This window comes from Pseudomonas sp. URMO17WK12:I12 (genome assembly GCF_000514395.1).
Classification (GTDB): Bacteria; Pseudomonadota; Gammaproteobacteria; order Pseudomonadales; family Pseudomonadaceae; genus Aquipseudomonas; species Aquipseudomonas mucoides.
The window spans coordinates 307442-329692 of sequence record NZ_AZVV01000007.1 but is presented as its reverse complement, the minus strand read 5'-3'; the positions used below and the strand labels follow the sequence as shown (position 1 = coordinate 329692).

At 59.2% G+C, this 22251-nt stretch carries 16 protein-coding genes; 13 read left to right on the top strand and 3 right to left on the bottom strand.

Features of this window, described 5'->3' with window-relative positions; genetic code table 11:
• The first annotated feature begins 65 nt into the window (after positions 1-65).
• Positions 66-1712, top strand: coding sequence for a phosphoglucomutase (alpha-D-glucose-1,6-bisphosphate-dependent) (gene pgm / locus D882_RS0110675; protein ID WP_027923222.1), 1647 nt, complete (start codon positions 66-68; stop codon positions 1710-1712).
• Positions 1713-1775: 63 nt separating this feature from the next.
• On the opposite strand, the gene D882_RS0110670 is transcribed toward pgm, so the two are convergent.
• Positions 1776-2471: a pirin family protein gene (locus D882_RS0110670; protein WP_027923221.1), complete on the bottom strand. Its 696-nt coding sequence runs from the start codon at positions 2469-2471 to the stop codon at positions 1776-1778.
• A 237-nt stretch (positions 2472-2708) separates the two neighbouring features.
• On the opposite strand from D882_RS0110670, the gene D882_RS0110660 reads away from it, so the two are divergent.
• Positions 2709-5180, top strand: a complete 2472-nt coding sequence (locus D882_RS0110660; RefSeq protein WP_027923220.1) for a UvrD-helicase domain-containing protein — start codon at positions 2709-2711, stop codon at positions 5178-5180.
• Between the two features lie 62 nt (positions 5181-5242).
• Here D882_RS0110660 and D882_RS0110655 read toward each other — a convergent pair whose 3' ends face one another.
• Positions 5243-5518 (bottom strand): DUF1652 domain-containing protein, encoded by a 276-nt coding sequence (locus D882_RS0110655; RefSeq protein WP_027923219.1) that lies wholly within the window; start codon positions 5516-5518, stop codon positions 5243-5245.
• A gap of 275 nt (positions 5519-5793) precedes the next feature.
• Between D882_RS0110655 and D882_RS0110650 the strand changes: the two genes are divergently transcribed.
• From D882_RS0110650 to D882_RS0110600, 11 genes are all read left to right on the top strand, one after another.
• Positions 5794-6609 (top strand): AraC family transcriptional regulator, encoded by an 816-nt coding sequence (locus D882_RS0110650; protein ID WP_027923218.1) that lies wholly within the window; start codon positions 5794-5796, stop codon positions 6607-6609.
• Between the two features lie 50 nt (positions 6610-6659).
• The gene (locus tag D882_RS0110645; protein WP_027923217.1) at positions 6660-8066 is read left to right on the top strand and encodes an FAD-binding oxidoreductase; all 1407 of its coding nucleotides are present in this window, start codon (positions 6660-6662) and stop codon (positions 8064-8066) included.
• Positions 8067-8096: 30 nt separating this feature from the next.
• Positions 8097-8438 (top strand): cupin domain-containing protein, encoded by a 342-nt coding sequence (locus tag D882_RS0110640; RefSeq protein WP_027923216.1) that lies wholly within the window; start codon positions 8097-8099, stop codon positions 8436-8438.
• A gap of 47 nt (positions 8439-8485) precedes the next feature.
• Positions 8486-9571, top strand: a complete 1086-nt coding sequence (locus D882_RS0110635) for a polyamine ABC transporter substrate-binding protein (protein WP_027923215.1) — start codon at positions 8486-8488, stop codon at positions 9569-9571.
• Positions 9572-10057: 486 nt separating this feature from the next.
• The gene (locus D882_RS0110630; RefSeq protein ID WP_027923214.1) at positions 10058-11515 is read left to right on the top strand and encodes a serralysin family metalloprotease; all 1458 of its coding nucleotides are present in this window, start codon (positions 10058-10060) and stop codon (positions 11513-11515) included.
• 98 nt (positions 11516-11613) lie between these two features.
• Positions 11614-12045, top strand: coding sequence for an AprI/Inh family metalloprotease inhibitor (locus tag D882_RS0110625; protein ID WP_027923213.1), 432 nt, complete (start codon positions 11614-11616; stop codon positions 12043-12045).
• 200 nt (positions 12046-12245) lie between these two features.
• A complete protein-coding gene (locus tag D882_RS0110620) occupies positions 12246-14021 on the top strand; it encodes a type I secretion system permease/ATPase (protein ID WP_027923212.1) in 1776 nt (591 codons plus the stop codon).
• Entirely contained in the window at positions 14018-15367 is a 1350-nt protein-coding gene (locus D882_RS0110615; RefSeq protein ID WP_027923211.1) for an HlyD family type I secretion periplasmic adaptor subunit, read from the top strand. The genes D882_RS0110620 and D882_RS0110615 overlap by 4 nt, the downstream gene beginning before the upstream one ends.
• 2 nt (positions 15368-15369) lie before the next feature.
• Positions 15370-16734, top strand: coding sequence for a TolC family outer membrane protein (locus tag D882_RS0110610; RefSeq protein ID WP_027923210.1), 1365 nt, complete (start codon positions 15370-15372; stop codon positions 16732-16734).
• A gap of 116 nt (positions 16735-16850) precedes the next feature.
• Complete coding sequence (locus D882_RS0110605; RefSeq protein WP_027923209.1) at positions 16851-19898, top strand: autotransporter serine protease; 3048 nt, start codon at positions 16851-16853, stop codon at positions 19896-19898.
• A gap of 91 nt (positions 19899-19989) precedes the next feature.
• Positions 19990-21843 (top strand): polyurethanase, encoded by a 1854-nt coding sequence (locus D882_RS0110600; protein ID WP_027923208.1) that lies wholly within the window; start codon positions 19990-19992, stop codon positions 21841-21843.
• 119 nt (positions 21844-21962) lie between these two features.
• On the opposite strand, the gene D882_RS0110595 is transcribed toward D882_RS0110600, so the two are convergent.
• Positions 21963-22187, bottom strand: coding sequence for a YgdI/YgdR family lipoprotein (locus D882_RS0110595; protein ID WP_027923207.1), 225 nt, complete (start codon positions 22185-22187; stop codon positions 21963-21965).
• Positions 22188-22251 lie beyond the last annotated feature (64 nt).

The following is a 22251-nucleotide window of genomic DNA, read 5'->3' as shown; positions in this document are numbered from 1 at the left end:
GTTGCGGTCGAACTGCCAGTAAACTGCGATCCAATTCCTGAACCACTCAATTTCAGAGGTTTTGCATGACACTCAGTCCTTTTGCGGGCAAACCGGCACCGGCAGAATTGTTGGTCGATATCCCGCGACTGGTAACGGCCTATTACACTGGCCAGCCTGACGCCGCCATCTCAACCCAGCGTGTAGCCTTTGGCACTTCCGGGCACAGGGGCAGCTCGTTCGACTTGAGTTTCAACGAGTGGCACGTCTTGGCGATCAGCCAGGCGATCTGCCTGTACCGTGAAGCCCAGGGAATCACCGGTCCGTTGTTCGTCGGGATCGACACTCACGCACTGTCCACGCCAGCCGGTGCCAGCGCCCTGGAAGTGTTGGCCGCCAACGGCGTCACGGTGATGATTGCCGAAGGGGACGAATACACACCGACCCCGGCCATTTCCCACGCAATCCTTTGCTACAACCGTGGCCGTACTTCGGGGCTGGCGGACGGTATCGTCATTACGCCGTCGCACAACCCGCCGCAAAGCGGTGGCTACAAATACAACCCTACCAACGGTGGTCCGGCCGATACCCACATCACCAAGTGGATCGAAGCCAAGGCCAACGAACTGCTGGCGGCCAAACTCGCTGGCGTCAAACGCATCAGCTACGAGCAGGCGCTGAAAGCCAGCACAACCCATCGCCACGATTACCTCAACACTTACGTGGCTGATCTGATCAACGTGATCGACTTCGACGCCATCCGTGACGCCAAGCTGCGTCTGGGCGTTGATCCATTGGGCGGAGCAGGGGTGCGCTACTGGTCGGCGATTGCCGAGCATTACCGTCTGGACCTCGACGTGGTCAATACACAGGTCGATCCGACGTTCCGCTTCATGACCGTCGACTGGGATGGTCAGATCCGCATGGACCCATCGTCCACCCACGCGATGCAAGGCTTGATCGGTCTGAAAGATCGCTACGACGTCGCGTTTGGCTGCGACCCGGATCACGACCGTCACGGCATCGTTACGCCGTCCGGTGGTTTGTTGGCACCGAACAACTACCTCGCGGTATCGATTGACTACCTGTTCCAGAACCGTCCGCATTGGCGCGCCGACGCTGCCGTGGGCAAAACCGTGGTCAGCAGCGGCTTGATTGATCGCGTGGCCAAGCGTCTGGGCCGTCGTCTGTATGAAGTGCCGGTGGGCTTCAAATGGTTTGCCGACGGCTTGTTCGACGGTTCCCTGGGTTTTGGCGGAGAAGAAAGCGCTGGTGCCTCGTTCCTGCGCAAGGACGGCGGCGTCTGGAGTACCGACAAGGACGGCCTGATCCCGGCATTGCTGGCCGCAGAAATGACCGCTCGCACCGGTCGCGACCCAAGCCAGGCCTATCGCGCGTTGACCGATGAACTCGGCGAACCGTTCTCGGTGCGCGTGGATGCCAAGGCCAACCCTGAACAGAAAGCCTTGCTGAGCAAGCTGTCGCCAGACCAGGTCACCTCGACTCAACTGGCGGGCGAAGCGATCCAGAGCATTCTCAGCCACGCACCCGGCAATGACCAGGCGATTGGCGGCCTGAAGGTCATGACCGAAAATGGCTGGTTCGCGGCTCGTCCGTCGGGCACTGAAGACATCTACAAGATCTACGCTGAAAGCTTTGTGAGCGATGACCACCTCAAGCAGTTGGTGGCAGAGGCTCAAACGCTGGTGGATGGCGCCATCGCAGCCAAGTAATCCAGACAGTAAAAAGGGGCGACCATCACGGTCGCCCCTTTTTTGTGCCTGGCGTTTACTGAATCACGCGAGGTCTACCAGGACAATTTCGCTGTCCTCAATCGCTGTCACTCGCAACACCTGCTCATCGGCCACCGCAACCCCGTCTCGAGCTTGCGCACGTAAGCCATTGACTTCAATCACACCCGTGGCCGGAACCAGGTAGGCGCGACGCCCATTGTCCAGATGATACTCGGCAGATTCCCCAGCCTTCAGGTTCGCCGCCACCAGCCGAGCATCAGCACGGATGCGCAGGCTCTGATCATCGCCGGACTTGCCGCTGGCCAACGTGACGAAACCTTCACGATCACCTTTGGGGAATGGCTTGGCTCCCCAGGACGGCGCAAGCCCGGATTCGTTGGGGATGATCCAGATCTGGAAGATCTTGGTGGGTGTCGCTTCCAGGTTGTACTCGCTGTGGGCGATGCCGGTGCCGGCACTCATGACCTGAACGTCGCCGGCTTCGGTACGGCCCTTGTTGCCCAGGTTGTCTTCGTGAGTAATCGCACCTTCACGGACGTAGGTAATGATTTCCATGTCCCGGTGCGGGTGTTTTGGAAACCCGGTGCCGGAGGCAATCACGTCATCGTTCCAGACCCGCAAGTTGCCCCAGTTCATGCGCTTGGGGTCATGGTACTCGGCGAACGAAAAGTGGTGATGAGCATCCAACCAGCCATGATGGGCACCGCCCAGGGAGTTGAAGGGTCTGAGTTCGAGCATGATCGTCTCCTGAAAGGGGGGTTAATGGCGAGCATCATCTATCAGGTACTCATCGATAAAAAGCGTAAAAAATGCTGCATTACCATCGAATTTACTGATGTGAAATAACCTCGAAAGTTTCTCATCCAGCCTTCACTTCATCGCATAAGCCAATGACCTGTAAGCATTTCACTAGAACTCAAAGGCAAATGCAGACACCATAGCCCGCAACAGCCTCACACCCTGGAGTCAGCCCGCGTGCCGCAACACACCCCCGATCTTCCGCCCGAACTTCGTCCCTTGGCCGAGATGCCGTTGCTCAAGCGCCTGGCCGCCCGGTTCTTCGGTCATGGCTTGACCCGACTGCGTGCGCAGCACCGCGCTTCCTGGCTACACGGGCAAGCCGACGGTTTTCGCAGCGGTCACAGCGCGGGGTTTGAGTACGGCTTCAAGGAAGGCAAGGACGAAGGGCTGGAGCAAGGCCGGCAAGTGCTGCTGATCCGCGATTCGCGCTCAACCGAACATCGGCCGCCCAATGTCGATGACAATCTGTTTGACGACTGGCGCCTGCCATTAAGTGCGGAGTTAAAGAAGCGCATGAAGGCCGATGTGGCCCGGCTGCTGCCACCCCATGCCCAGCCGAGCGTTGCGCAGTGGAAGATGATCTTCAGCGATACGCCGTCAACGTCGGTGATTGCCGGGGCAGGCGCCGGCAAGTCGACCACGCTGGTGCTGCGTATCCTGTTGCTGACCCACTATCTGGGCTTCGAACTGGATTCGATGACCGTCGTGACCTTTACCCGCGAATCGCGCAAAGACTTCATTAATAAGCTGATCGAACTGTTCGCGCTGTGGGGCCGGCCGCTGAGCCTCAAAGAGGCGCGTGATCTGGTGCGCACCTTCCATTCGCGCATTCTGCCGATGGTTCGCAGCCTGCCGGGGTTCGAGCGCCTGCAAGCCTTCGAAAACCTAAGCAACTGCACGCAAAACGCCGACGAAGACGTCGACAGCAATCCGTTCGACCTGCGAATCAATGACGCTCAGCGACAGCAGCTCAATGCCTGCTATCACCAGTTGCATACCCGCAATGAACGCTTTCGCGAGTTGATCAGGCCTTTGTCGCGCCATGCCTTGCAGCTCAAGGAGCTGGAACGCGACCATCCCGACGTGCAAAAACGCGTGGCCGTGACCGAACTGGCGGCCAGGCGCGATGAAGAACTGTGCGACGCCATTGAAGACCTGTGGTTTCGCGCGGGTGCCTGGCCGATCAAGGGTATCGAACCCAATCGGCAATCCTTCGATATCAACGGCGCGACGTTCCATTGTCACGGTTACATCCCAAGCCTCGATGCGTGGGTCGTGCTGGGGTTTGATCCGCGGGAAAACCCGCAGGTCTGCCGCCCGAATGCCAAGTTGACTGTCCGTGCAGAATGGGCAGTAAAGCGTACCCTATTTCAAGCTTTCTGCCGTAAACCATTGATATGGCTTGATAGTTACGAGTCTTCAAAGCGTGTTTTGGCCTCGCTGGGAGGTGATGCCAGCGCCGGTCCGGGCTTTGATTACAAGGTCAAAGGTGAGCTGGCTTCGGCGCCGTTACTCGACTGTTTTGTCGCGGCTGCCGGTTTTATAGAAAACCTCGGCCTGGATGTTCCGAACGCTGTTGGCCAGATGAGTTTCGCCAAGGACGACCCTGACCGATTCTTCTTCGAGGCCTTGAGCTTGTTCTGGCGAGCGCTGGAAGATCATCTGCTCGATCAGAAACCACCGGTGATGACCTACAACCGGATGTTTGCCTTGTTCAGCGAGCACTCACCGGAAAACCTGAAGTTGTTGAGCGATGAACTGCTGCGGCCACTGTCACACCTGATGATCGACGAATTTCAGGACGTATCGCCACAAATCGTCTCCTGGATTCGCGCCAGCCTGACCGAGATCCGCAGTCGAGGCCCGGCAATGCACGTTGGGCGCGGTGCACAACGCTCATCTCTGCTGTGTGTGGGGGATGACTGGCAGTCCATTTATGGCTGGCGCGGCAGTTCGCCGACGTACTTCATGGAGTTCAACAAAGAGTTCCGGTCGCCCAACACCACCAAAGTCATGCTCAGCGACAACTATCGCAGCCATCAAAACATCATCGACGCCGCCGAGCATATCGTTCGAGCGGCACCGGCCATCGCTGGCAAGAAAGCCAAAGCCAGCGGCGAGCCTAAAGCGCTATTGCCGGTAAACGTCCTGGACCGGGACGATCAAGGCATGGCCCAGCGCTTGATGGAGCATTACCGAAAGGGTGATTCAATCTTGATGCTTTATCGAAAAAGCAGCGATAAGTTATTGATTGAACAGCATATTCAGCCTGTAGTTAATGTGGATTCGAGCTTGCCTTATGAGTCACGCCGACTAAAACAACTGACGTATCACAGTGCCAAAGGCTTGCAGGCCGACGCGGTGTTCTTGCTCGGCGATTGCCAGCATCTGACCAGCTCACCGTACAAGAATCAGGTGTACAGGATGGCGGGACTCGGCAAGTCCGGGGACAGCGAGCCCTATGACAGCGCGCAAAGGGACGAAATTCTGCGACTGGCTTACGTCGGTATCACCCGTGCCGTCAGTCATTGCTACTGGTATGTCGAGGGGCAGGACACGGCGGCGAATATGCCCAAGGCATCTGACCGGATCGGCAGCGGCAAAGCGTTTTTCGCCGATCATCGGGTCGGCCAGAAAGGGGCGTGATCCTGAGTCGTCTCCCACTAAAAAGCCCACATGACGTGGGCTTTTTGTTAAGTGTTCAGCCTTCAGGCATAGCTTCTGAGGGCCACAGGTGGAATGAATGCTTCAAGTTCATCCTCGACGGCTTCAATGATTCGCTCGACATCCGCTGCATTCATGACCGTTGCGCAAGGGATACCGGCAATGGCAATCATGGTCTCGCCACTGGCACGATCAAACAGCCGGGCGATCATGCTGCCCGGTGCGTCCATGCTCGCCTCAAATCCCATGGGATGAAAATGCCAGCGCATCAGCTGGCAGGCGTTTGGAAACGTGACTTTGCTGAAAGATCCTTTATTCATATGTTGCCCGCCTTCTTCATCGAGCGCTTCCTTTAGCTCATGTTAGGAGGGAAGAGCCTTCAATGGCTCAACCGGTGACTGCCTTTAAAAGTAGCATCGGTATGTGAAAACCATGTGATTTTTTTCGGGCCGTTCGGCAGTTAATGGGATTTTCATGATCGAGGTCATGTCCCGGCACGCATTGGCTCGGCGACGGGTCTTGCCGGGTTGGTATTTCAGCAATTGAACCCGGTGGAGAACTTCGGCAAGCTCGGCGTTTTCCCCTCGAGACCTTTATGCACGCCGATGATGATGGGCCGCAACAAACCCGGGCCACGGGCGAGACGGTCATGCGCTACCACTTGTGCTGGAAGCACCGCGACCTGGACGGCGTCATGGCGCTTTATCACCCAGGCATCCAGTACCACGATTTTTTCCAGAACCGCGTGATGGGGCTCGACGAACTGCGCGAGTACGTGCGTGTCAGCATGCCGCGCAATCCGGGCGAAGCGCTGGAGCACTCGGACCGGATTCGCCTGGACGGTAATACCGCGTTTATCCAGTACCGAATGACGTTGCGTGGCGGTGAGGGGCTGGTGTCCTTCCACACCAGCGAAGCAATCACGGTCCGCGACGGGTTGATCTGGCGGGTCAACGAATACGCCACGCTGGTCCACGAGCAGCCGTCCAGCACGGCGACTAAAACTTTGCGCCCAGCGGTCAGTCGACTCGGGCTGTCCCCGCGCCAATTGAGTTTCATGGCCGACGACTTGCAGCAGTATTTCCAGCGCCAGCAGCCATATCTTGACCCCGAACTCGACCTGCAACGGGTGGCGAAGGAGTGCGGCTACAGTCGCAATCAGATTTCCTACCTGTTGAATCAAGTGTTGGGCCAGAGTTTCTATCGCTACGTGAACCAGGCGCGCCTGCAACATCTGCTCGACACGCTGGACACCGCGACGCCACCGCTGCGTATCGACGAACTGGCGTTTGCGGCGGGATTCAATTCGCTGTCGGCGTTTTACAAGTGTTTCCGCCAGCACACCGGCCTGTCGCCCAAGGCCTATGCCAAACAAATTTCCTTGCGTGCCCGCGCGCAAGACAGCCCCTGAGTTCACGCACTAGGATCGACGCCATCGAAGTTTGAGTGGCGGAATCCTGCATGTCGGCGTGGCGCACTATCAGTTTATGGATGGATCAACTCGACGAGCCGTTAGCGGCGCGTGCGGCGCTGGAACACGATCTGGATGTCGACGTGGCCATCATCGGCGCCGGTTACACCGGGCTCTGGACCGCGTATTACCTCAAGCGCCAGGCACCGGGCCTGAACATTGCCATTGTCGAAGCGCAAACCGCCGGTTTTGGTGCCTCGGGCCGTAACGGTGGCTGGTTGATGGGCAATATCCTCGGTGAAGACCGGCTGCTGGCCGGCCTGTCTCCCGACCATCGCCGCGCTTCATTTGACCTGCTGCACAGCATCCCTGATGAAGTAGAACTTGTCGTCGAACGTGAAGGTATCGCCTGCGATTATCGCAAAGGCGGGGTGCTTTACTGCGCCGCACGCTACCCCGAGCAAGAAACCAGCCTTCGGCGTTATCTGGACGATCTCTACCGCCAAGGCCTGACCGAAAGTGACTACCGCTGGCTCAGCCCCGAACAACTGGCGCAACAGATCAGAGTTGCGAAGCCTTATGGCGGTATCTATGCACCGCACGTCGCGACCATTCACCCGGCAAAGTTGGTGCGAGGTTTGGCACGCACGGTGGAGAACATGGGGGTCAAGATCTATGAAAACAGCCCGGTCACGCAGTGGCAGTCGGGGAGTCTGCGCACGGCCAAGGCCTCGGTTCGCAGTCGCTGGATCGTCCCGGCGGTAGAAGGCTATGCGACGACGTTACCGCCGCTGGGTCGCTATCAATTGCCGGTGCAAAGCTTGATCGTTGCCACCGAGCCTCTGTCCGCCGCGACTTGGGACGACATCGGCCTGGATCGCGGCCAGGCCTTCAGCGAAAGTAGCCGTCAGGTGACGTACGGCCAGCGCACCGCCGACAACCGTTTGGTATTCGGGGCACGGGGCGGCTACCAGTTTGCCGGCAAGCTGCGCCATGACTTCGACCTGACCACTAATGAAGTGGAGCTACGGCGCTATCTGTTCGGCGAGCTCTTCCCGCAACTCAAGAATGTACGGATTACCCACGCCTGGGGCGGCAACCTGGGCATGTCGCGGCGCTTCAAGCCGCACATGCTCTGTGATCACGCCAGCGGCATCGCCTTGTCCGGCGGTTATGGCGGGGAGGGTGTCGGGGCCAGCCACCTGGGTGGCAGAACCCTCGCCGATCTGATGCTTGAACGCGATACCGAACTGGTCCGCCAGCCCTGGGTCATGCCCCAGGGCGGGCTCGACACGCTCAAGGCCTGGGAGCCGGAACCCTGCCGCTGGCTCGGTTACAACGCAATCATTCGCAGCTTCGTCCACGAAGACCAGACCCTGGCCAACCCGACCACCGCACCCTGGCGCCGAAAACTGGCCAGCGGGGTTGCGGGGTTCATGGAAGGCTTCATGCACTGAACAGCGCTTTATCCATCGACAGGTACGCCCATGAGCATCACGCAATTGAAGAATACCGCCACCCTGAAGCTCGAAGAGTCCAACCCGGTTGCCGTGCCACTGGGAACACCGGTGGCCGTGGCCTCGACCACCAGCGTCGAACGCGACGATGGTGTCGAAACGGGTGTCTGGGAATGCACGCCCGGACGCTGGCGTCGGCAGATCGTCGCCCAGGAATTCTGTCACTTCATCCAGGGGCGCTGCACCTTCACCCCGGACGATGGCGAAACCCTTTTCATAGAAGCCGGCGATGCACTGATGTTGCCGGCCAACAGTCTCGGCATCTGGGATATCCAGGAAACCGTGCGCAAGACCTACGTTTTGATTTTTTGATCTTCTGATTGCCTGCCAATAACAAAAGCCCCTACAGGAATCGACTCATGATCCGAAAGACACTGACACTGGCGCCCCTTGCACTCGTCGCGACCCTTGGCCACGCTGCTGAAACGGTCAAAATCTACAACTGGTCAGACTACATCGCCCCGGACACCACCAAGAACTTCCAGAAAGAAACCGGTATCGCCTTCACCTACGACGTCTACGACAGCAACGAAACCCTCGACGGCAAGTTGATGACCGGTAAATCGGGATACGACGTGGTGTTCCCGTCCAACCATTTCATGGCGCGACAGATTGAAGGGGGAGCGCTGAAGAAGCTCGACAAGGCTCAATTGCCGAACTGGAAGAACCTCAATCCGGTATTGCTCACAGCGTTGCAGACCAACGATCCGGGTAACGAACATGGCTTTCCGTACCTGTGGGGCAGCACTGGCATCGGCTACAACATCGCCAAGGTCAAGGCCGTACTGGGTGACAACGCGCCCGTGGATTCCTGGGACCTGATCTTCAAACCCGAAAACATGCAAAAGCTGCAGAAATGCGGCGTTGCCATCCTCGACAACGGCCCGGAACTGTTGCCCGCCGCCCTGAATTACCTGGGCCTGCCGCACCACAGCAAAAAACCGGAAGACTATAAAAAGGCCGAAGCGCTGCTGCTGAAAGTCCGGCCGTATGTCAGTTATTTCCATTCATCCAAGTACACCAGCGACCTTGCCAACGGCGACATCTGCGTGGCGGTCGGCTTCTCCGGTGACATCCTGCAAGCCGAAAACCGCGCCAAGGAAGCCCACAATGGTATCGACATCGGCTACTCGATTCCCAAGGAAGGCGCGGCCATCTGGTTCGATATGGTTGCCATGCCCGCCGACGCACCGGACGAGAAGGCCGGCTACGCCTTCATGAACTACCTGCTGCGCCCGGACGTCATGGCCGGTGTCAGCAACTACGTGCACTACGCCAACGGCAACCAACAGGCCGACAGCCTGATCGACCCGACGATCAAAAACGACACCAAGGTTTATCCGAGCCCAGAGATGATGGGCAAACTGTTCGCGCTCGAGGCGATGCCGCTGAACATTGACCGGGTGCGTACGCGGGTGTGGAACAAGATTCGGACGGGGAGTTGAGGGTTCATATTTTGTAGTGATTGGTGGCACACCGACTGCAGGCTGCGCCAGCTGCTACAAGGATCGCGGCGTACGAAAATCCTGTAGCAGCTGCCGAAGGCTGCGTTCGGCTGCGCAGCAGTCGTAAATAATCAAATTCAACACACATTTAACTGATATCAATCCGCTGGCACTCCTATTAATAAGTCCAACAAAAGTGAGACCTCTTAGACAAAAAACAAACTTACCCCTATTTAATATTTAAATATCAAATCGTCAGACAATTTGCGCAAACGCACATGCCTCCAAACAAACTTTCGACACCTCAGGCATTGTTTACGGGCACTTGCTGGAACAACACAATTTGACGTCAAAAAAAATGTAGACGTTTGATTTCGAATTGTGTCAGTTTTCTTTCGCCTGCATTGGGCGAGTGATAGGACGATCTCGCCAGAGATTGTCGCTATCTGAAAAAACTGTTCCATAGCCAAACAAGGAAGTGTGTTTATGTCGAAAGTAAAAAACAACGCTATTGATCTTGCTGAACTGGCCTTTGCCCCCTCGCATGCATTGGCAGCACCGAGTTCTGCTTTCAGCCAGATCGACAGCTTCAGCCATCTGTATGACCGCGGCGGCAATCTCACGGTCAATGGCAAACCCTCCTATTCCGTCGACCAGGCAGCGACCCAATTGCTGCGCGACGGTGCTGCCTACCAGGACAAGGATGGCAGCGGCAAAATCGAACTGACCTATACGTTCCTGACCTCGGCGTCGTCGAGCACCATGAACAAGCACGGGATTACCGGTTTCAGTCAGTTCAGTGCTCAGCAAAAAGCCCAGGCGGTGCTCGCCATGCAATCCTGGGCCGATGTCGCCAACGTCACCTTCGCCGAGAAGGCCACGGGCGGCGACGGGCACATGACCTTCGGCAACTACAGCGGTGGCCAGGACGGCGCTGCGGCATTTGCTTATCTGCCGGGCACGGGCGCGGGTTACGACGGGACCTCCTGGTACCTGACCAACAGCAGCTATACGCCGAACAAGACGCCGGACCTGAACAACTATGGTCGTCAAACCCTGACCCACGAAATCGGTCACACCCTGGGCCTGGCCCACCCTGGCGACTACAACGCCGGTGAAGGCGCGCCGACTTACAACGACGCCACCTACGGGCAAGACACCCGCGGTTACAGCGTCATGAGCTACTGGAGCGAAAGCAATACCAACCAGAACTTCAGCAAGGGCGGTGTCGAGGCGTATTCGTCCGGCCCGCTGATGGACGACATTGCTGCCATTCAGAAACTCTACGGGGCCAACACCACCACCCGTACTGGCGACACTACCTACGGCTTCAACTCCAACGCCGGTCGCGACTTCCTGAGCGCGTCTTCGTCGTCGGACAAGGTCGTGTTTTCGGTGTGGGACGCGGGCGGCAAGGACACTCTGGATTTCTCCGGCTTCACCCAAAACCAGAAAATCAACCTCAATGAGGCCTCGTTCTCCGACGTTGGCGGCCTGGTGGGCAACGTCTCCATTGCCAAGGGCGCGATCATCGAGAACGCAATCGGCGGTTCGGGCAACGACCTGTTGATCGGTAATGGCGTATCCAACGAGCTGAAGGGCGGTGCCGGCAACGACATCCTCTACGGTGCCGGCGGTGCGGACAAACTGTGGGGGGGTGCCGGTTCGGACACGTTTGTGTTCGCCGCCAGCAGTGACTCCAAGCCAGGTGTTGCCGATCAGATCCTCGACTTTGTCAGTGGCCTGGACAAGATCGACCTGACCGGTATTACCAAAGGCGCGGGCCTGCACTTCGTGAGTTCGTTCACGGGGGCGGTCGGTGATGCCGTGCTGACTAACTCGGGCGGGAACAGCCTGCTGTCGGTGGACTTCTCAGGGCATGGTGTGGCGGATTTCCTCGTCAGCACCGTAGGCCAGGCGGCGTTCTCGGACATCGTGGCCTGATTCAAGGCTGAAAAGGAGCGCGGTGCACGTTGCGCCGCGCTCTGTCCTTGCATCGATGCGCGCACTGCGTAAGGCTACGCGCCGGAGTGACAGATCCTATGGCCCCTGACGCCTTTACCTACAGAATGACCGCGTGGCTATTGGCGACGCTGATTATGTTTCTTGGAGATGTAGCCATGGCAAGCAGCCTGAAATTAGCGGACCCCTCTGAACTCGCCGGACATTGGCGAGCCACCTTGATGACCAAAGAGGATGCGTCCGAGCCCCGCACTGTGCAGGACAAACCGTCGAACGTTTGCCTGATTGACCTTCAACCCAACCAGACCCTGGCCGAGGGCGCCGAGTGCCTTGGGGCCTGGCTGCAAGAGTCAGCCATTGGCTGGTTCACAGAACCGGACGGGATTGCGATCACCGGCAAGGAAGGCTCAAGAATTTTCTTTTTCAGCCGACAGCATGATGGGCTTTATCAAGGCAATTTGAAGTCCGGTCTGATCATTACGCTTGAGCGCGCTGCGCGTAAGAGCAATTAGTGGGCGGACCGTGCAAATTTAAATAGAGAGCCCGCTGTTGTAGTTATAAGTAGCAAAACAATACGCCAACTCTTTATCGAGCATGGAAGTGGGTTGTTAATTTGTAAGCGATTACCGACAAAAAATGTCTCGAACCGCGCACACACAGTTAATTAAACCTCGTCAGATCAGGACGGGGAATTTCACCTCGGGAAAAATCAATGAAGATGGCTAAGGCCCCAGCCACCGCTCCGTTATTCAAGGCACTGGGCGACTATAAAAGCATCTTGATCAGCGTCGGTTGTTTTACCGCATTGATCAACGTACTGATGCTGGTCCCGTCGATTTATATGCTGCAAGTCTATGACCGTGTGTTGTCTTCGCAGAACGAAACGACCTTGGCCATGTTGTCGCTGATGGTGGTCGGCTTCTTTGCCTTCATCGGCCTGCTTGAGATCGTGCGCAGCTTCATCGTGATCCGCATCGGCAGCCAACTGGAACGACGCTTCAACCTGCGGGTGTATCAAGCCGCGTTCGAGCGCAACCTGTTCAAAGGCGAGGGCAATGCCGGGCAATCCCTGGGGGACCTGACGCACATCCGCCAATTCGTCACCGGCCCCGCGCTGTTTGCCTTCTTCGACGCGCCGTGGTTTCCGGTCTATCTGTTCGTGATCTACCTGTTCAATGTCTGGCTGGGTGTCTTCGCGACGGTGGGGGCTGTGGTCCTGATCGGCCTCGCTTTCCTCAACGAAACGATGACCAAAAAGCCCTTGGGCGAAGCCGCCGGTTTTTCCCAGAAGTCCAGCCAGTTGGCCACCAGCCACTTGCACAATGCCGAGACCATCCAGGCGATGGGCATGCTCGGCGTGTTGCGCAAACGCTGGTTTCAAGTGCATTCGCGCTTTCTCAGTTTGCAGAATCAGGCCAGTGACACCGGCGCGGTTATCAGTTCCCTGAGCAAAACCTTGCGTCTGTGCTTGCAATCCCTGGTACTGGGGCTGGGTGCGTTGCTGGTGATCAAGGGCGAGATGACTGCCGGGATGATGATCGCCGGTTCGATCCTGATGGGCCGCGTCCTGAGTCCCATCGATCAGTTGATTGCGGTCTGGAAACAGTGGAGTGGCGCGAAGCTGGCCTACCGTCGCCTGGATGCGTTGCTGCAAGCCTTTCCACCGTCTGACGAAGCCATGGCGCTGCCGGCACCGAAAGGGCAGATCACTTTCGAACAGGTCAGCGCCGGCCCTCCGGGGCAACGTGCGGCGACGCTGCACATGGTCAACTTCAACCTCGGTGCCGGGGAGGTGATGGGCGTGCTCGGTGCCTCCGGCTCAGGCAAGTCGACACTGGCCCGGGTACTCGTCGGCGTCTGGCCAACCCTCGGCGGCACAGTTCGGCTCGACGGCGCGGACATTCATCGCTGGAACCGCGACGACCTCGGGCCCTACATCGGCTACTTGCCACAAGACATCGAATTGTTCAGCGGCAGCATTGCCGAAAACATCGCCCGGTTTCGCGAAACTGATCCGCAGAAAGTCGTCGAGGCTGCGCAACAGGCCGGCGTGCATGAATTGATCCTGCGCTTGCCGCAAGGCTACGACACGCTGCTCGGCGAAGACGGCAGCGGCTTGTCCGGTGGCCAGAAACAACGCGTGGCACTGGCCCGTGCGTTGTACGGCAACCCGAGCCTGGTGGTGCTGGACGAACCCAATTCCAACCTCGACACCGTGGGCGAAGCTGCGTTGGCCAGCGCCATCGCGCACCTGAAAGCCCAGGGCACCAGCGTGATTCTGGTGACCCATCGGTCCTCGGCCTTGGCCCAGGCCGACAAATTGCTGGTGCTCAACGAAGGACGCTTGCAGGCCTTCGGCCCGAGCCAGGACGTGCTCAAGGCACTGTCCGGCGCTCAGGAACAACACCGTGAAAAAGCCGCGCAGGCGCCGGGCGGGCTCAGCATGAGTCGACAGTATCAGCCCACGACAAGGAATTCGGGTGTATGAGCAGCGCACGCATGAACTCTGAAAGCGAAGCCCTGATGGAACACGATTACATCGCCGAACGGCCCGAGCGTGATGCGCGATTCTTCGCGCGCATGGGCTGGATACTGGCCATCGTCGGCGCTGGCAGCTTCTTCACCTGGGCCAGCCTCGCGCCGCTCGATCAAGGTATACCGGTGCAGGGCACGGTCGTGGTGTCGGGCAAGCGCAAAGCCGTGCAATCGATGAGCCCCGGTGTGGTCAGCCGGATCCTGGTGCGCGAGGGTCAAGTGGTGACGTTGGGGCAGCCGCTGTTCCAGCTCGACCAGACCCAGGTCGCGGCCGACGTCGATTCGCTGCAGGCGCAGTACCGCATGGCCTGGGCCAGCGTTGCGCGCTGGGAAAGTGAACGGGATAACCTCAAGCAAGTGAATTTCCCGGCCGAGCTGAGCAAGGATGCCGACCCGCGACTGGCGCTGGTGCTCGAAGGCCAGCGGCAATTGTTCAGCAGCCGCCGCGAGGCGTTTTTCCGCGAGCAGGGTGCGTTGCGCGCCAACATGGAAGGCGCCAGCGCGCAATTGGCCGGCATGCGTCGTGCGCGCACCGACCTGACGGCCCAAGCCAACTCGCTGCAACAACAACTGAGTAACCTTCAGCCCTTGGCGGACAACGGCTACATTCCGCGCAACCGCTTGATGGAATACCAGCGTCAGCTGTCGCAAGTGCAGCAGCAACTGGCCGAGAACACCGGTGAAAGCGGTCGGGTGGAGCAGGGCATCCTCGAAGCGAAGCTCAAGCTGCAACAGCACATCGAGGAATATCAGAAAGAAGTCCGCACCCAACTGGCTGACGCGCAACTCAAGAGCGTGACCCTCAAAGAGCAACTGACCTCCGCCGGGTTCAACCTGCAACACAGCGAGATCGTCGCCACGGCTGATGGCATTGCGGTCAACCTCGGGGTGCACACCGAAGGCGCCGTGGTGCGTCAGGGCGATACCTTGCTGGAAATCGTTCCGCAGGGCACTCGGCTGGAAGTCGAAGGGCACCTGCCGATCAACCTGATCGACAAAGTCGGCACCCATTTGCCCGTGGATATCCTGTTCACCGCGTTCAATCAGAGCCGCACACCGCGAGTGCCCGGTGAAGTCAGCCTGATTTCCGCCGACCAGATGGTCGACGAAAAAACCGGCGCGCCGTACTACGTGCTGCGCAGCAGCGTCAGCGATCAGGCGATGGAAAAGCTCAATGGCCTGGTGATCAAGCCCGGCATGCCGGCGGAAATGTTCGTGCGCACCGGTGAACGTTCACTCCTCAACTATCTGTTCAAACCGCTGCTCGACCGGGCAGGCTCCGCGTTGACCGAGGAATAAGGATGTTCGGCTGTATGAATAAGCTTTCCCTGCTCGCAGCGACCCTGGCGTTGCTGACGTGCAACAGTGTGATGGCCATGGGGCCGTTCGACATTTACGAGCAAGCGTTGCGCAATGATCCGGTGTTCCTCGGCGCGCTCAAGGAACGCGATGCCGGCCTGGAAAACCGCCTCATTGGCCGTGCCGGCTTGCTGCCAAAGCTGGGATACAACTACAACAAGGGGCGCAACTCGTCCAAGGCCACCTACCTCAATGACCGCGGGCAAAACCAGACCGATGACCGCAACTACAGCAGTTACGGCTCGACCCTGACCCTGCAACAGCCTCTGATCGATTACGAAGCCTATGCGGCGTACCGCAAAGGCGTGGCGCAGTCGTTGTTTGCCGATGAAGCCTTTCGCGGCAAGAGCCAGGAGTTGTTGGTGCGGGTGCTGGAGAACTACACCAAGGCGCTGTTCGCTCAAGATCAGATCGACATTGCGCTGGCGAAGAAGAAAGCCTTCGAGCAGCAGTTCCAGCAGAACGAGCAGATGTTCCGCCAAGGCGAGGGCACGCGCACCGATACACTTGAGTCCGAGTCCCGTTACGAACTGGCGACCGCCGAGGAGATCGAGGCCCGCAACGAACAGGACGCGTCCTTGCGTGAACTGGGCGCGTTGATCGGCGTACCGACGATCGACATCGCCGACCTGGCGCCGCTGGACCAGAATTTCCAGACCTTCAGCCTGCAACCGGCCAATTACGACACCTGGCACGAAATGGCCGTGGCCAATAACCCGAACCTGGCCTCCCAGCGCCATGCGGTGGACGTCGCGCGTTACGAAGTTGAACGCAATCGCGCCGGGCATCTGCCGAAAGTCAGTGCCTACGCCTCGGTGCGCCAGAACGAATCGGAAAGCGGCAACACTTACAACCAACGTTACGACACCAACACCATCGGCATCGAAGTCAACGTGCCGCTGTATGCCGGTGGCGGGGTGTCGGCGTCCACCCGTCAGGCCAGCCGCACCATGGAACAGGCCGAGTACGAACTGGACGGCAAGACCCGCGAAACCATGATCGAGCTGCGCCGACAGTTCAGCGCCTGCCTGTCGGGCGTGAACAAATTGCGCGCCTATCAAAAGGCGTTGGTGTCTGCCGAAGCGCTGGTGGTCTCGACCAAGCAAAGCATTCTGGGCGGCGAACGCGTCAACCTGGATGCTTTGAATGCAGAACAACAACTATTTACCACCCGCCGCGATTTGGCGCAGGCACGCTATGACTACTTGATGGCCTGGACCAAATTGCACTACTACGCCGGAACCTTGAGCGAGCAGGACCTTGCCAAGGTAGACGAAGCGTTCGGCCAGGGCCCAAAGACTCAATGATGGATCTGTAGCAGCTGCCGAAGGCTGCGTTCGGCTGCGACACGGGACGTGTGAATTTGCAGGCGCCTTTCGAGGCAAAAAGGGATTTTGGCAACACAACTAAGGACGGTAGCTGGATGAATAACAAGCACAACACACTGGCCGTGCTCTGCGCACTGGCCGCACTCGGTCAGGCGCACGCCGCGCCTTACGTGGAAAGCGGACGCGCTGGCGACCCCAACAGCTGGCGCAGCGCCGAATTCAACGCCGATTGGGGCGTAGGCGCGATCAACGCACAGGATGCCTACGCCGCCGGTTACAGCGGCAAAGGCGTGAAACTGGGGATCTTCGACCAACCGGTCTACGCCCAGCACCCGGAGTTCTCCGGCGCCAATAAAGTCGTCACCCTGATCACCAGCGGCATCCGTGAATACACCGATCCGTACATCCCGGTCAAAGCCGGGGATGCGTTTCGCTATGACGGCGCCCCCACGGTGGGCTACGACGGCAAGCTCGGCTCCCACGGCACCCACGTCGGCGGGATCGCTGCCGGCAGCCGCGATGGCGGGCCGATGCACGGCGTGGCGTACAACGCGCAAATCATCAGCGCCGATAACGGCGACCCGGGCCCGGAGGACGGCATTATTCGTGGCAACGACGGTGCGGTGTACAAGGCAGGTTGGGATGCCCTGATCGCCAGCGGCGCGCGGATCATCAACAACAGCTGGGGCATCGGCATTACCGATCGCTTCGACCTCGGCGGACGCGATCCGGCGTACCCGCACTTCACCGTGCAGGATGCGCAGTTGCAGTTCAACGAGATCCAGCCACTGCTCGGAACCAAACCGGGCGGTGCCTACGACGGTGCGATCGCCGCCGCCCGCAGCGGCATCGTCACGATCTTCGCCGCCGGCAACGACTACAACCTGAATAACCCGGACGCCATCGCCGGCCTCGGCTATTTCATACCGCAGATCGCGCCGAACTGGGTGACCGTCGCGGCGTTGCAGAAGAACCCGGACCTCACCAGCCCGGACCTCTACAACATCAGTACGTTTTCGTCGCGCTGCGGCTACACCGCCAGTTTTTGCGTGTCGGCGCCCGGCAGCAAAATCTACAGCTCGATCATCGGCGGCACCAACGCAGATAACCTCACCACCGGTTACGCCAATTACAACGGCACCTCGATGGCCGCGCCGCATGTTGCAGGCTCCATGGCGGTGCTGATGGAACGCTTCCCGTACATGACCGGTGCGCAGGTCGCCAGTGTTCTGCGCACCACGGCCACTGACCTCGGGGCACCGGGTGTCGACGCGTTGTACGGTTGGGGCATGATCAACCTGCGCAAAGGCATTGATGGCCCGGGGATGTTTGTCACCGAGCAGGACATTCCCGAGGAATTTCGCATTCAGGGCGCCTACGGCTCCAGCCAGTTTGTGGCCGATTTGCCGGGCATCGGCGCGATCATCGACGCCGGCAAACCGACCGAACGTGTGTGCACGGACGTGCACTGCGGACTCGACGTCTGGCGTAACGACATTTCGGGCCATGGCGGCCTGACCAAGCAGGGCATCGGCACGCTGGTCCTGACCGGCGCCAATACCTACGCGGGCCCGACGCTGGTCAATCAGGGCCGGTTGGCCATCAACGGTTCGCTGGCTTCGACGGTCACCGTCAATGACAGCGGCATTCTCGGCGGTAACGGTCGCATCGGCGGGTTGATCGCCAGAAGCGGCGGCACTGTGGCGCCGGGCAACTCTATCGGGACCTTGCAAGTGTCGGGCGACGTGACCTTCGAGCGCGGCTCGACGTACGCCGTGGAGTTGTCGCCGACGAGCAGTGACGAGATCGTCGCCAGTGGCAAAGCCGTCATCGACAACGCCACAGTCAGCCTGTCCCTGGAAAACAGCCCGACATTATTGACTACCCGCGAAGTGAAATCCCTGCTCGGCCATCAATACACCATTCTGCAGGCGGCCGGTGGGATCGAAGGGCGTTTCGGCGCGGTGGTGCCGAACTACCTGTTCCTCGGGGGCACCCTTGATTACTCGGCCAATGGCATTCAACTGTCGGTAGTACGCAACGCCACTTCGTTCAGCAGCGCTGGCCAGACACCGAACCAACGCGCGGTCGCCGCGGCTGCCGAGCAACTTGGCGCCGGCAATGCGCTGTACGAAACCTTGCTGCTGTCACCCACCGCCGCCGTGGCCCAGCAGGCTTTCCAGCAACTGTCCGGCGAGATTCATCCGGCCATTGGCACGCTGCTGATCAACGACAGCCGTTACCTGCGCGATGCCGTCGGCGAACGCCTGCGTGAGCGGGACCTGTTCAACGCCGCCGCACCCACCGATGACCGCAGCAACGCCTGGCTCAAAGTCCTCGGCGCCTGGGGCAAGAGCGATGGCGGGCACGACAACGCCAGTTCCAACAGCTCCATCGGCGGTTTGCTGGCGGGGGTTGATGGTCTGATCGCTGACCACACGCGACTGGGTTTTGTCACCGGTTACAGCGACAGCTCGTTGAGCATGGGTGATGGCACGCATTCGTCGGCCTCGGTCGACAGCTATCACTTGGGCGCGTATCTGGGCCATGAAATCGACGCCCTGCGCTTGAGCGTTGGCGGTGCTTACAGCTGGCATCGCGTCGACGTCAAACGTGACCTGCAATTCGGCGACGTCAGCGGCAAACAGAAATCCAAACGCGATGCGACCACGGCGCAATTGTTCACCGAAGCGGCCTATCGCCTCGACGTGCAACCGTTGGCGCTGGAGCCGTTCGCCAACCTGGCTTACGTGCACTTGAACAGCGACAGCTTCACCGAAAAAGGCGATGCCGCCGCCCTGAAGGGCGGTGAAGACAACCGTGATGCGGTGCTTTCAACCCTGGGCCTGCGGGCGAGCAAAGCGATTGCCCTGTCGGACAAACAACAGCTGGAACTGTCCGGCACCCTGGGCTGGCAGCACAACTTGAGCAGTACCCAGTCCGAAGATCACTTGGCGTTCGTCAATGGCAATACTGCGTTCAGCGTGCAAAGCGTGTCGCTGGACCGCAACGCCGCCGTGATCGGTGCCCGCGCCGGTTTGGCGGTGGCGCAGGATGTTCGCGTGAGCCTGGATTACAACGGTCTGATCGGTTCCAACGAGAAAGACCACGGTGTAGGCCTGACGCTGGACTGGCGGTTCTGATCATGCACTAAAGGCTCCGGGGCGCTTCGTGATCGAGGCGTCCTGGTTGTGAGCCATCTCTGACAATTCCAACAAAAGAGAGGCAATACCAATGGGTGTGTACGACTACAAAAACTTCAGTACTGCGGACTCCAAAGCGTTGTTTACTGACGCCATGGCAATCACGCTGTATTCCTATCACAACCTCGACAACGGCTTTGCCACCGGGTATCAGCACAACGGTTTTGGCCTGGGCTTGCCCGCGACATTGGTCACCGCGCTGCTCGGCGGCACCAATTCCCAGGGCGTCATTCCCGGCATCCCCTGGAACCCCGATTCGGAAAAAGCCGCACTGGATGCCGTGCAAAAAGCCGGCTGGACACCCATCACCGCCTCCCAACTGGGCTATGACGGCAAGGTCGATGCGCACGGAACCTTCTTCGGTGAAAAAGCCGGCTACAACACGGCGCAAGTCGAGATCCTCGGCAAGTACGATGCCCAGGGGCACCTGACCGAAATCGGCATCGCCTTTCGCGGCACCAGCGGCCCACGGGAAACCCTGATCGGCGATTCCATTGGCGACGTGATCAACGATCTGCTGGCAGCGTTGGGTCCCAAGGATTACGCGAAAAATTACGTCGGCGAAGCGTTCGGCAACCTGCTCGGCGACGTTGTGGCGTTTGCCCAGGCCAATGGCTTGTCGGGAAAAGACGTCCTGGTCAGCGGCCATAGCCTCGGCGGGTTGGCGGTCAACAGCCTGGCGGACTTGAGCACGGACACCTGGGGCGGGTTCTTCAAGGACTCCAACTACATCGCCTACGCATCACCCACCCAAAGCGCCACCGACAACGTGCTCAACGTCGGCTATGAAAACGATCCGGTGTTTCGTGCGCTCGATGGTTCATCGTTCAACCTGTCGTCGGTGGGGGTTCACGATGCGCCCAAAGAGTCGGCCACCGATAACATCGTCAGCTTCAACGATCACTACGCGTCGACGGCGTGGAATGTACTGCCGTATTCCATCCTCAACATTCCGACCTGGATCTCACATCTGCCCACCGCTTACGGCGACGGCATGAACCGGGTAATTGAATCGAAGTTCTACGACCTCACCAGCAAGGACTCGACGATCGTCGTGGCCAACCTGTCCGACCCGGCACGGGCCAACACTTGGGTGCAAGACCTCAATCGCAACGCTGAAACCCACAAGGGCAGCACGTTCATCATCGGCAGCGACGCCAACGACCTGATTCAGGGCGGCAACGGCAACGACTACCTGGAGGGGCGCGACGGTAACGACACGTTCCGTGATGGCGGCGGCTACAACATCCTGTTGGGTGGCAAGGGCAACAATGTCCTGGACTTGCAGCAGTCTGTGAAAGCCGTCGAATTTGCCCATGACGGCGCCGGCACGCTGTACCTGCGCGACGCCAATGGCGGCATCAGCATTACCCGTGACATCGGCAGCATTGTCAGCAAGGAACCGGGATTTCTCTGGGGGCTGTTCAAGGATGACGTGACGCACAGCGTGACGGCCAATGGCCTGGCGGTCGGTAACCATTTGACCGCGTACGCCTCATCGGTGAAGGGCGGTGGCGGGGCGGATACGCTCAAGGCGCAGGCGACGGGCGACTGGCTGTTTGGTCTGGACGGTAATGACCATTTGATCGGCGGCAAGGGCAACGATGTGTTTGTTGGCGGCGCAGGGAATGACGTGATGGAGTCGGGCGGCGGGGTCGATACGTTCCTGTTCAGTGGTTCGTTTGGCCAGGATCGGGTCGTGGGTTATCAGGCGAACGACAAACTGGTGTTTCTCGGCGTTCAGGGCGTGGTGGCCAATGATGACTTTAGGGCGCACGCCACGGCGGTGGGGCATGACACGGTGCTGACGTTTGGTGGAGATTCGGTGACGTTGGTGGGGGTTGGGCTGGACAGTCTGGCTGGTACAGGGATTGTGATTGCCTGATGCTTTTGGGGCGCCGGTAAGGGCCTCATCGCGAGCAGGCTCACTCCTGCAAGGGATTTGTGAACGGCACAAAACCCCTGTAGGAGTGAGCCTGCTCGCGAAGAACGATAACTGGGTCCTCAGTCTTCCTGGCGAACCGTCGCCACATCCTTGGCATTGACCTTGATTTTCGCCCCGGAAATATCCTCGAATTCGTAGAAGCCGTCCTTGGTCTTGGTTTTCGGCATGTCCTTGGTCAAATACTGGGTGCCGTTCTGCAGGGTTACCACCGTTGGCGTCGAGCAACCGGCCAGCACCAACAAGGCCGCTGCGGCCAGCGGAAAACCCAGGGCTTTGATGTTCATGTCCACCTCTCACAATGCTGAAAAAAACCTCTATGCCGGTTGGTGCCATCGATTGGCAGAAAGT

What these genes read in the sequence shown, in the direction of transcription:
- pgm (WP_027923222.1), top strand. Translation starts at nt 66, where the DNA reads ATGACACTCAGTCCTTTTGCGGGCAAACCGGCACCGGCAGAATTGTTG.
- D882_RS0110670 (WP_027923221.1), bottom strand. Translation starts at nt 2,471, where the DNA reads ATGCTCGAACTCAGACCCTTCAACTCCCTGGGCGGTGCCCATCATGGC.
- D882_RS0110655 (WP_027923219.1), bottom strand. Translation starts at nt 5,518, where the DNA reads ATGAATAAAGGATCTTTCAGCAAAGTCACGTTTCCAAACGCCTGCCAG.
- D882_RS0110650 (WP_027923218.1), top strand. Translation starts at nt 5,794, where the DNA reads ATGCACGCCGATGATGATGGGCCGCAACAAACCCGGGCCACGGGCGAG.
- D882_RS0110645 (WP_027923217.1), top strand. Translation starts at nt 6,660, where the DNA reads ATGTCGGCGTGGCGCACTATCAGTTTATGGATGGATCAACTCGACGAG.
- D882_RS0110640 (WP_027923216.1), top strand. Translation starts at nt 8,097, where the DNA reads ATGAGCATCACGCAATTGAAGAATACCGCCACCCTGAAGCTCGAAGAG.
- D882_RS0110635 (WP_027923215.1), top strand. Translation starts at nt 8,486, where the DNA reads ATGATCCGAAAGACACTGACACTGGCGCCCCTTGCACTCGTCGCGACC.
- D882_RS0110630 (WP_027923214.1), top strand. Translation starts at nt 10,058, where the DNA reads ATGTCGAAAGTAAAAAACAACGCTATTGATCTTGCTGAACTGGCCTTT.
- D882_RS0110625 (WP_027923213.1), top strand. Translation starts at nt 11,614, where the DNA reads ATGGCCCCTGACGCCTTTACCTACAGAATGACCGCGTGGCTATTGGCG.
- D882_RS0110620 (WP_027923212.1), top strand. Translation starts at nt 12,246, where the DNA reads ATGAAGATGGCTAAGGCCCCAGCCACCGCTCCGTTATTCAAGGCACTG.
- D882_RS0110615 (WP_027923211.1), top strand. Translation starts at nt 14,018, where the DNA reads ATGAGCAGCGCACGCATGAACTCTGAAAGCGAAGCCCTGATGGAACAC.
- D882_RS0110610 (WP_027923210.1), top strand. Translation starts at nt 15,370, where the DNA reads ATGTTCGGCTGTATGAATAAGCTTTCCCTGCTCGCAGCGACCCTGGCG.
- D882_RS0110605 (WP_027923209.1), top strand. Translation starts at nt 16,851, where the DNA reads ATGAATAACAAGCACAACACACTGGCCGTGCTCTGCGCACTGGCCGCA.
- D882_RS0110600 (WP_027923208.1), top strand. Translation starts at nt 19,990, where the DNA reads ATGGGTGTGTACGACTACAAAAACTTCAGTACTGCGGACTCCAAAGCG.
- D882_RS0110595 (WP_027923207.1), bottom strand. Translation starts at nt 22,187, where the DNA reads ATGAACATCAAAGCCCTGGGTTTTCCGCTGGCCGCAGCGGCCTTGTTG.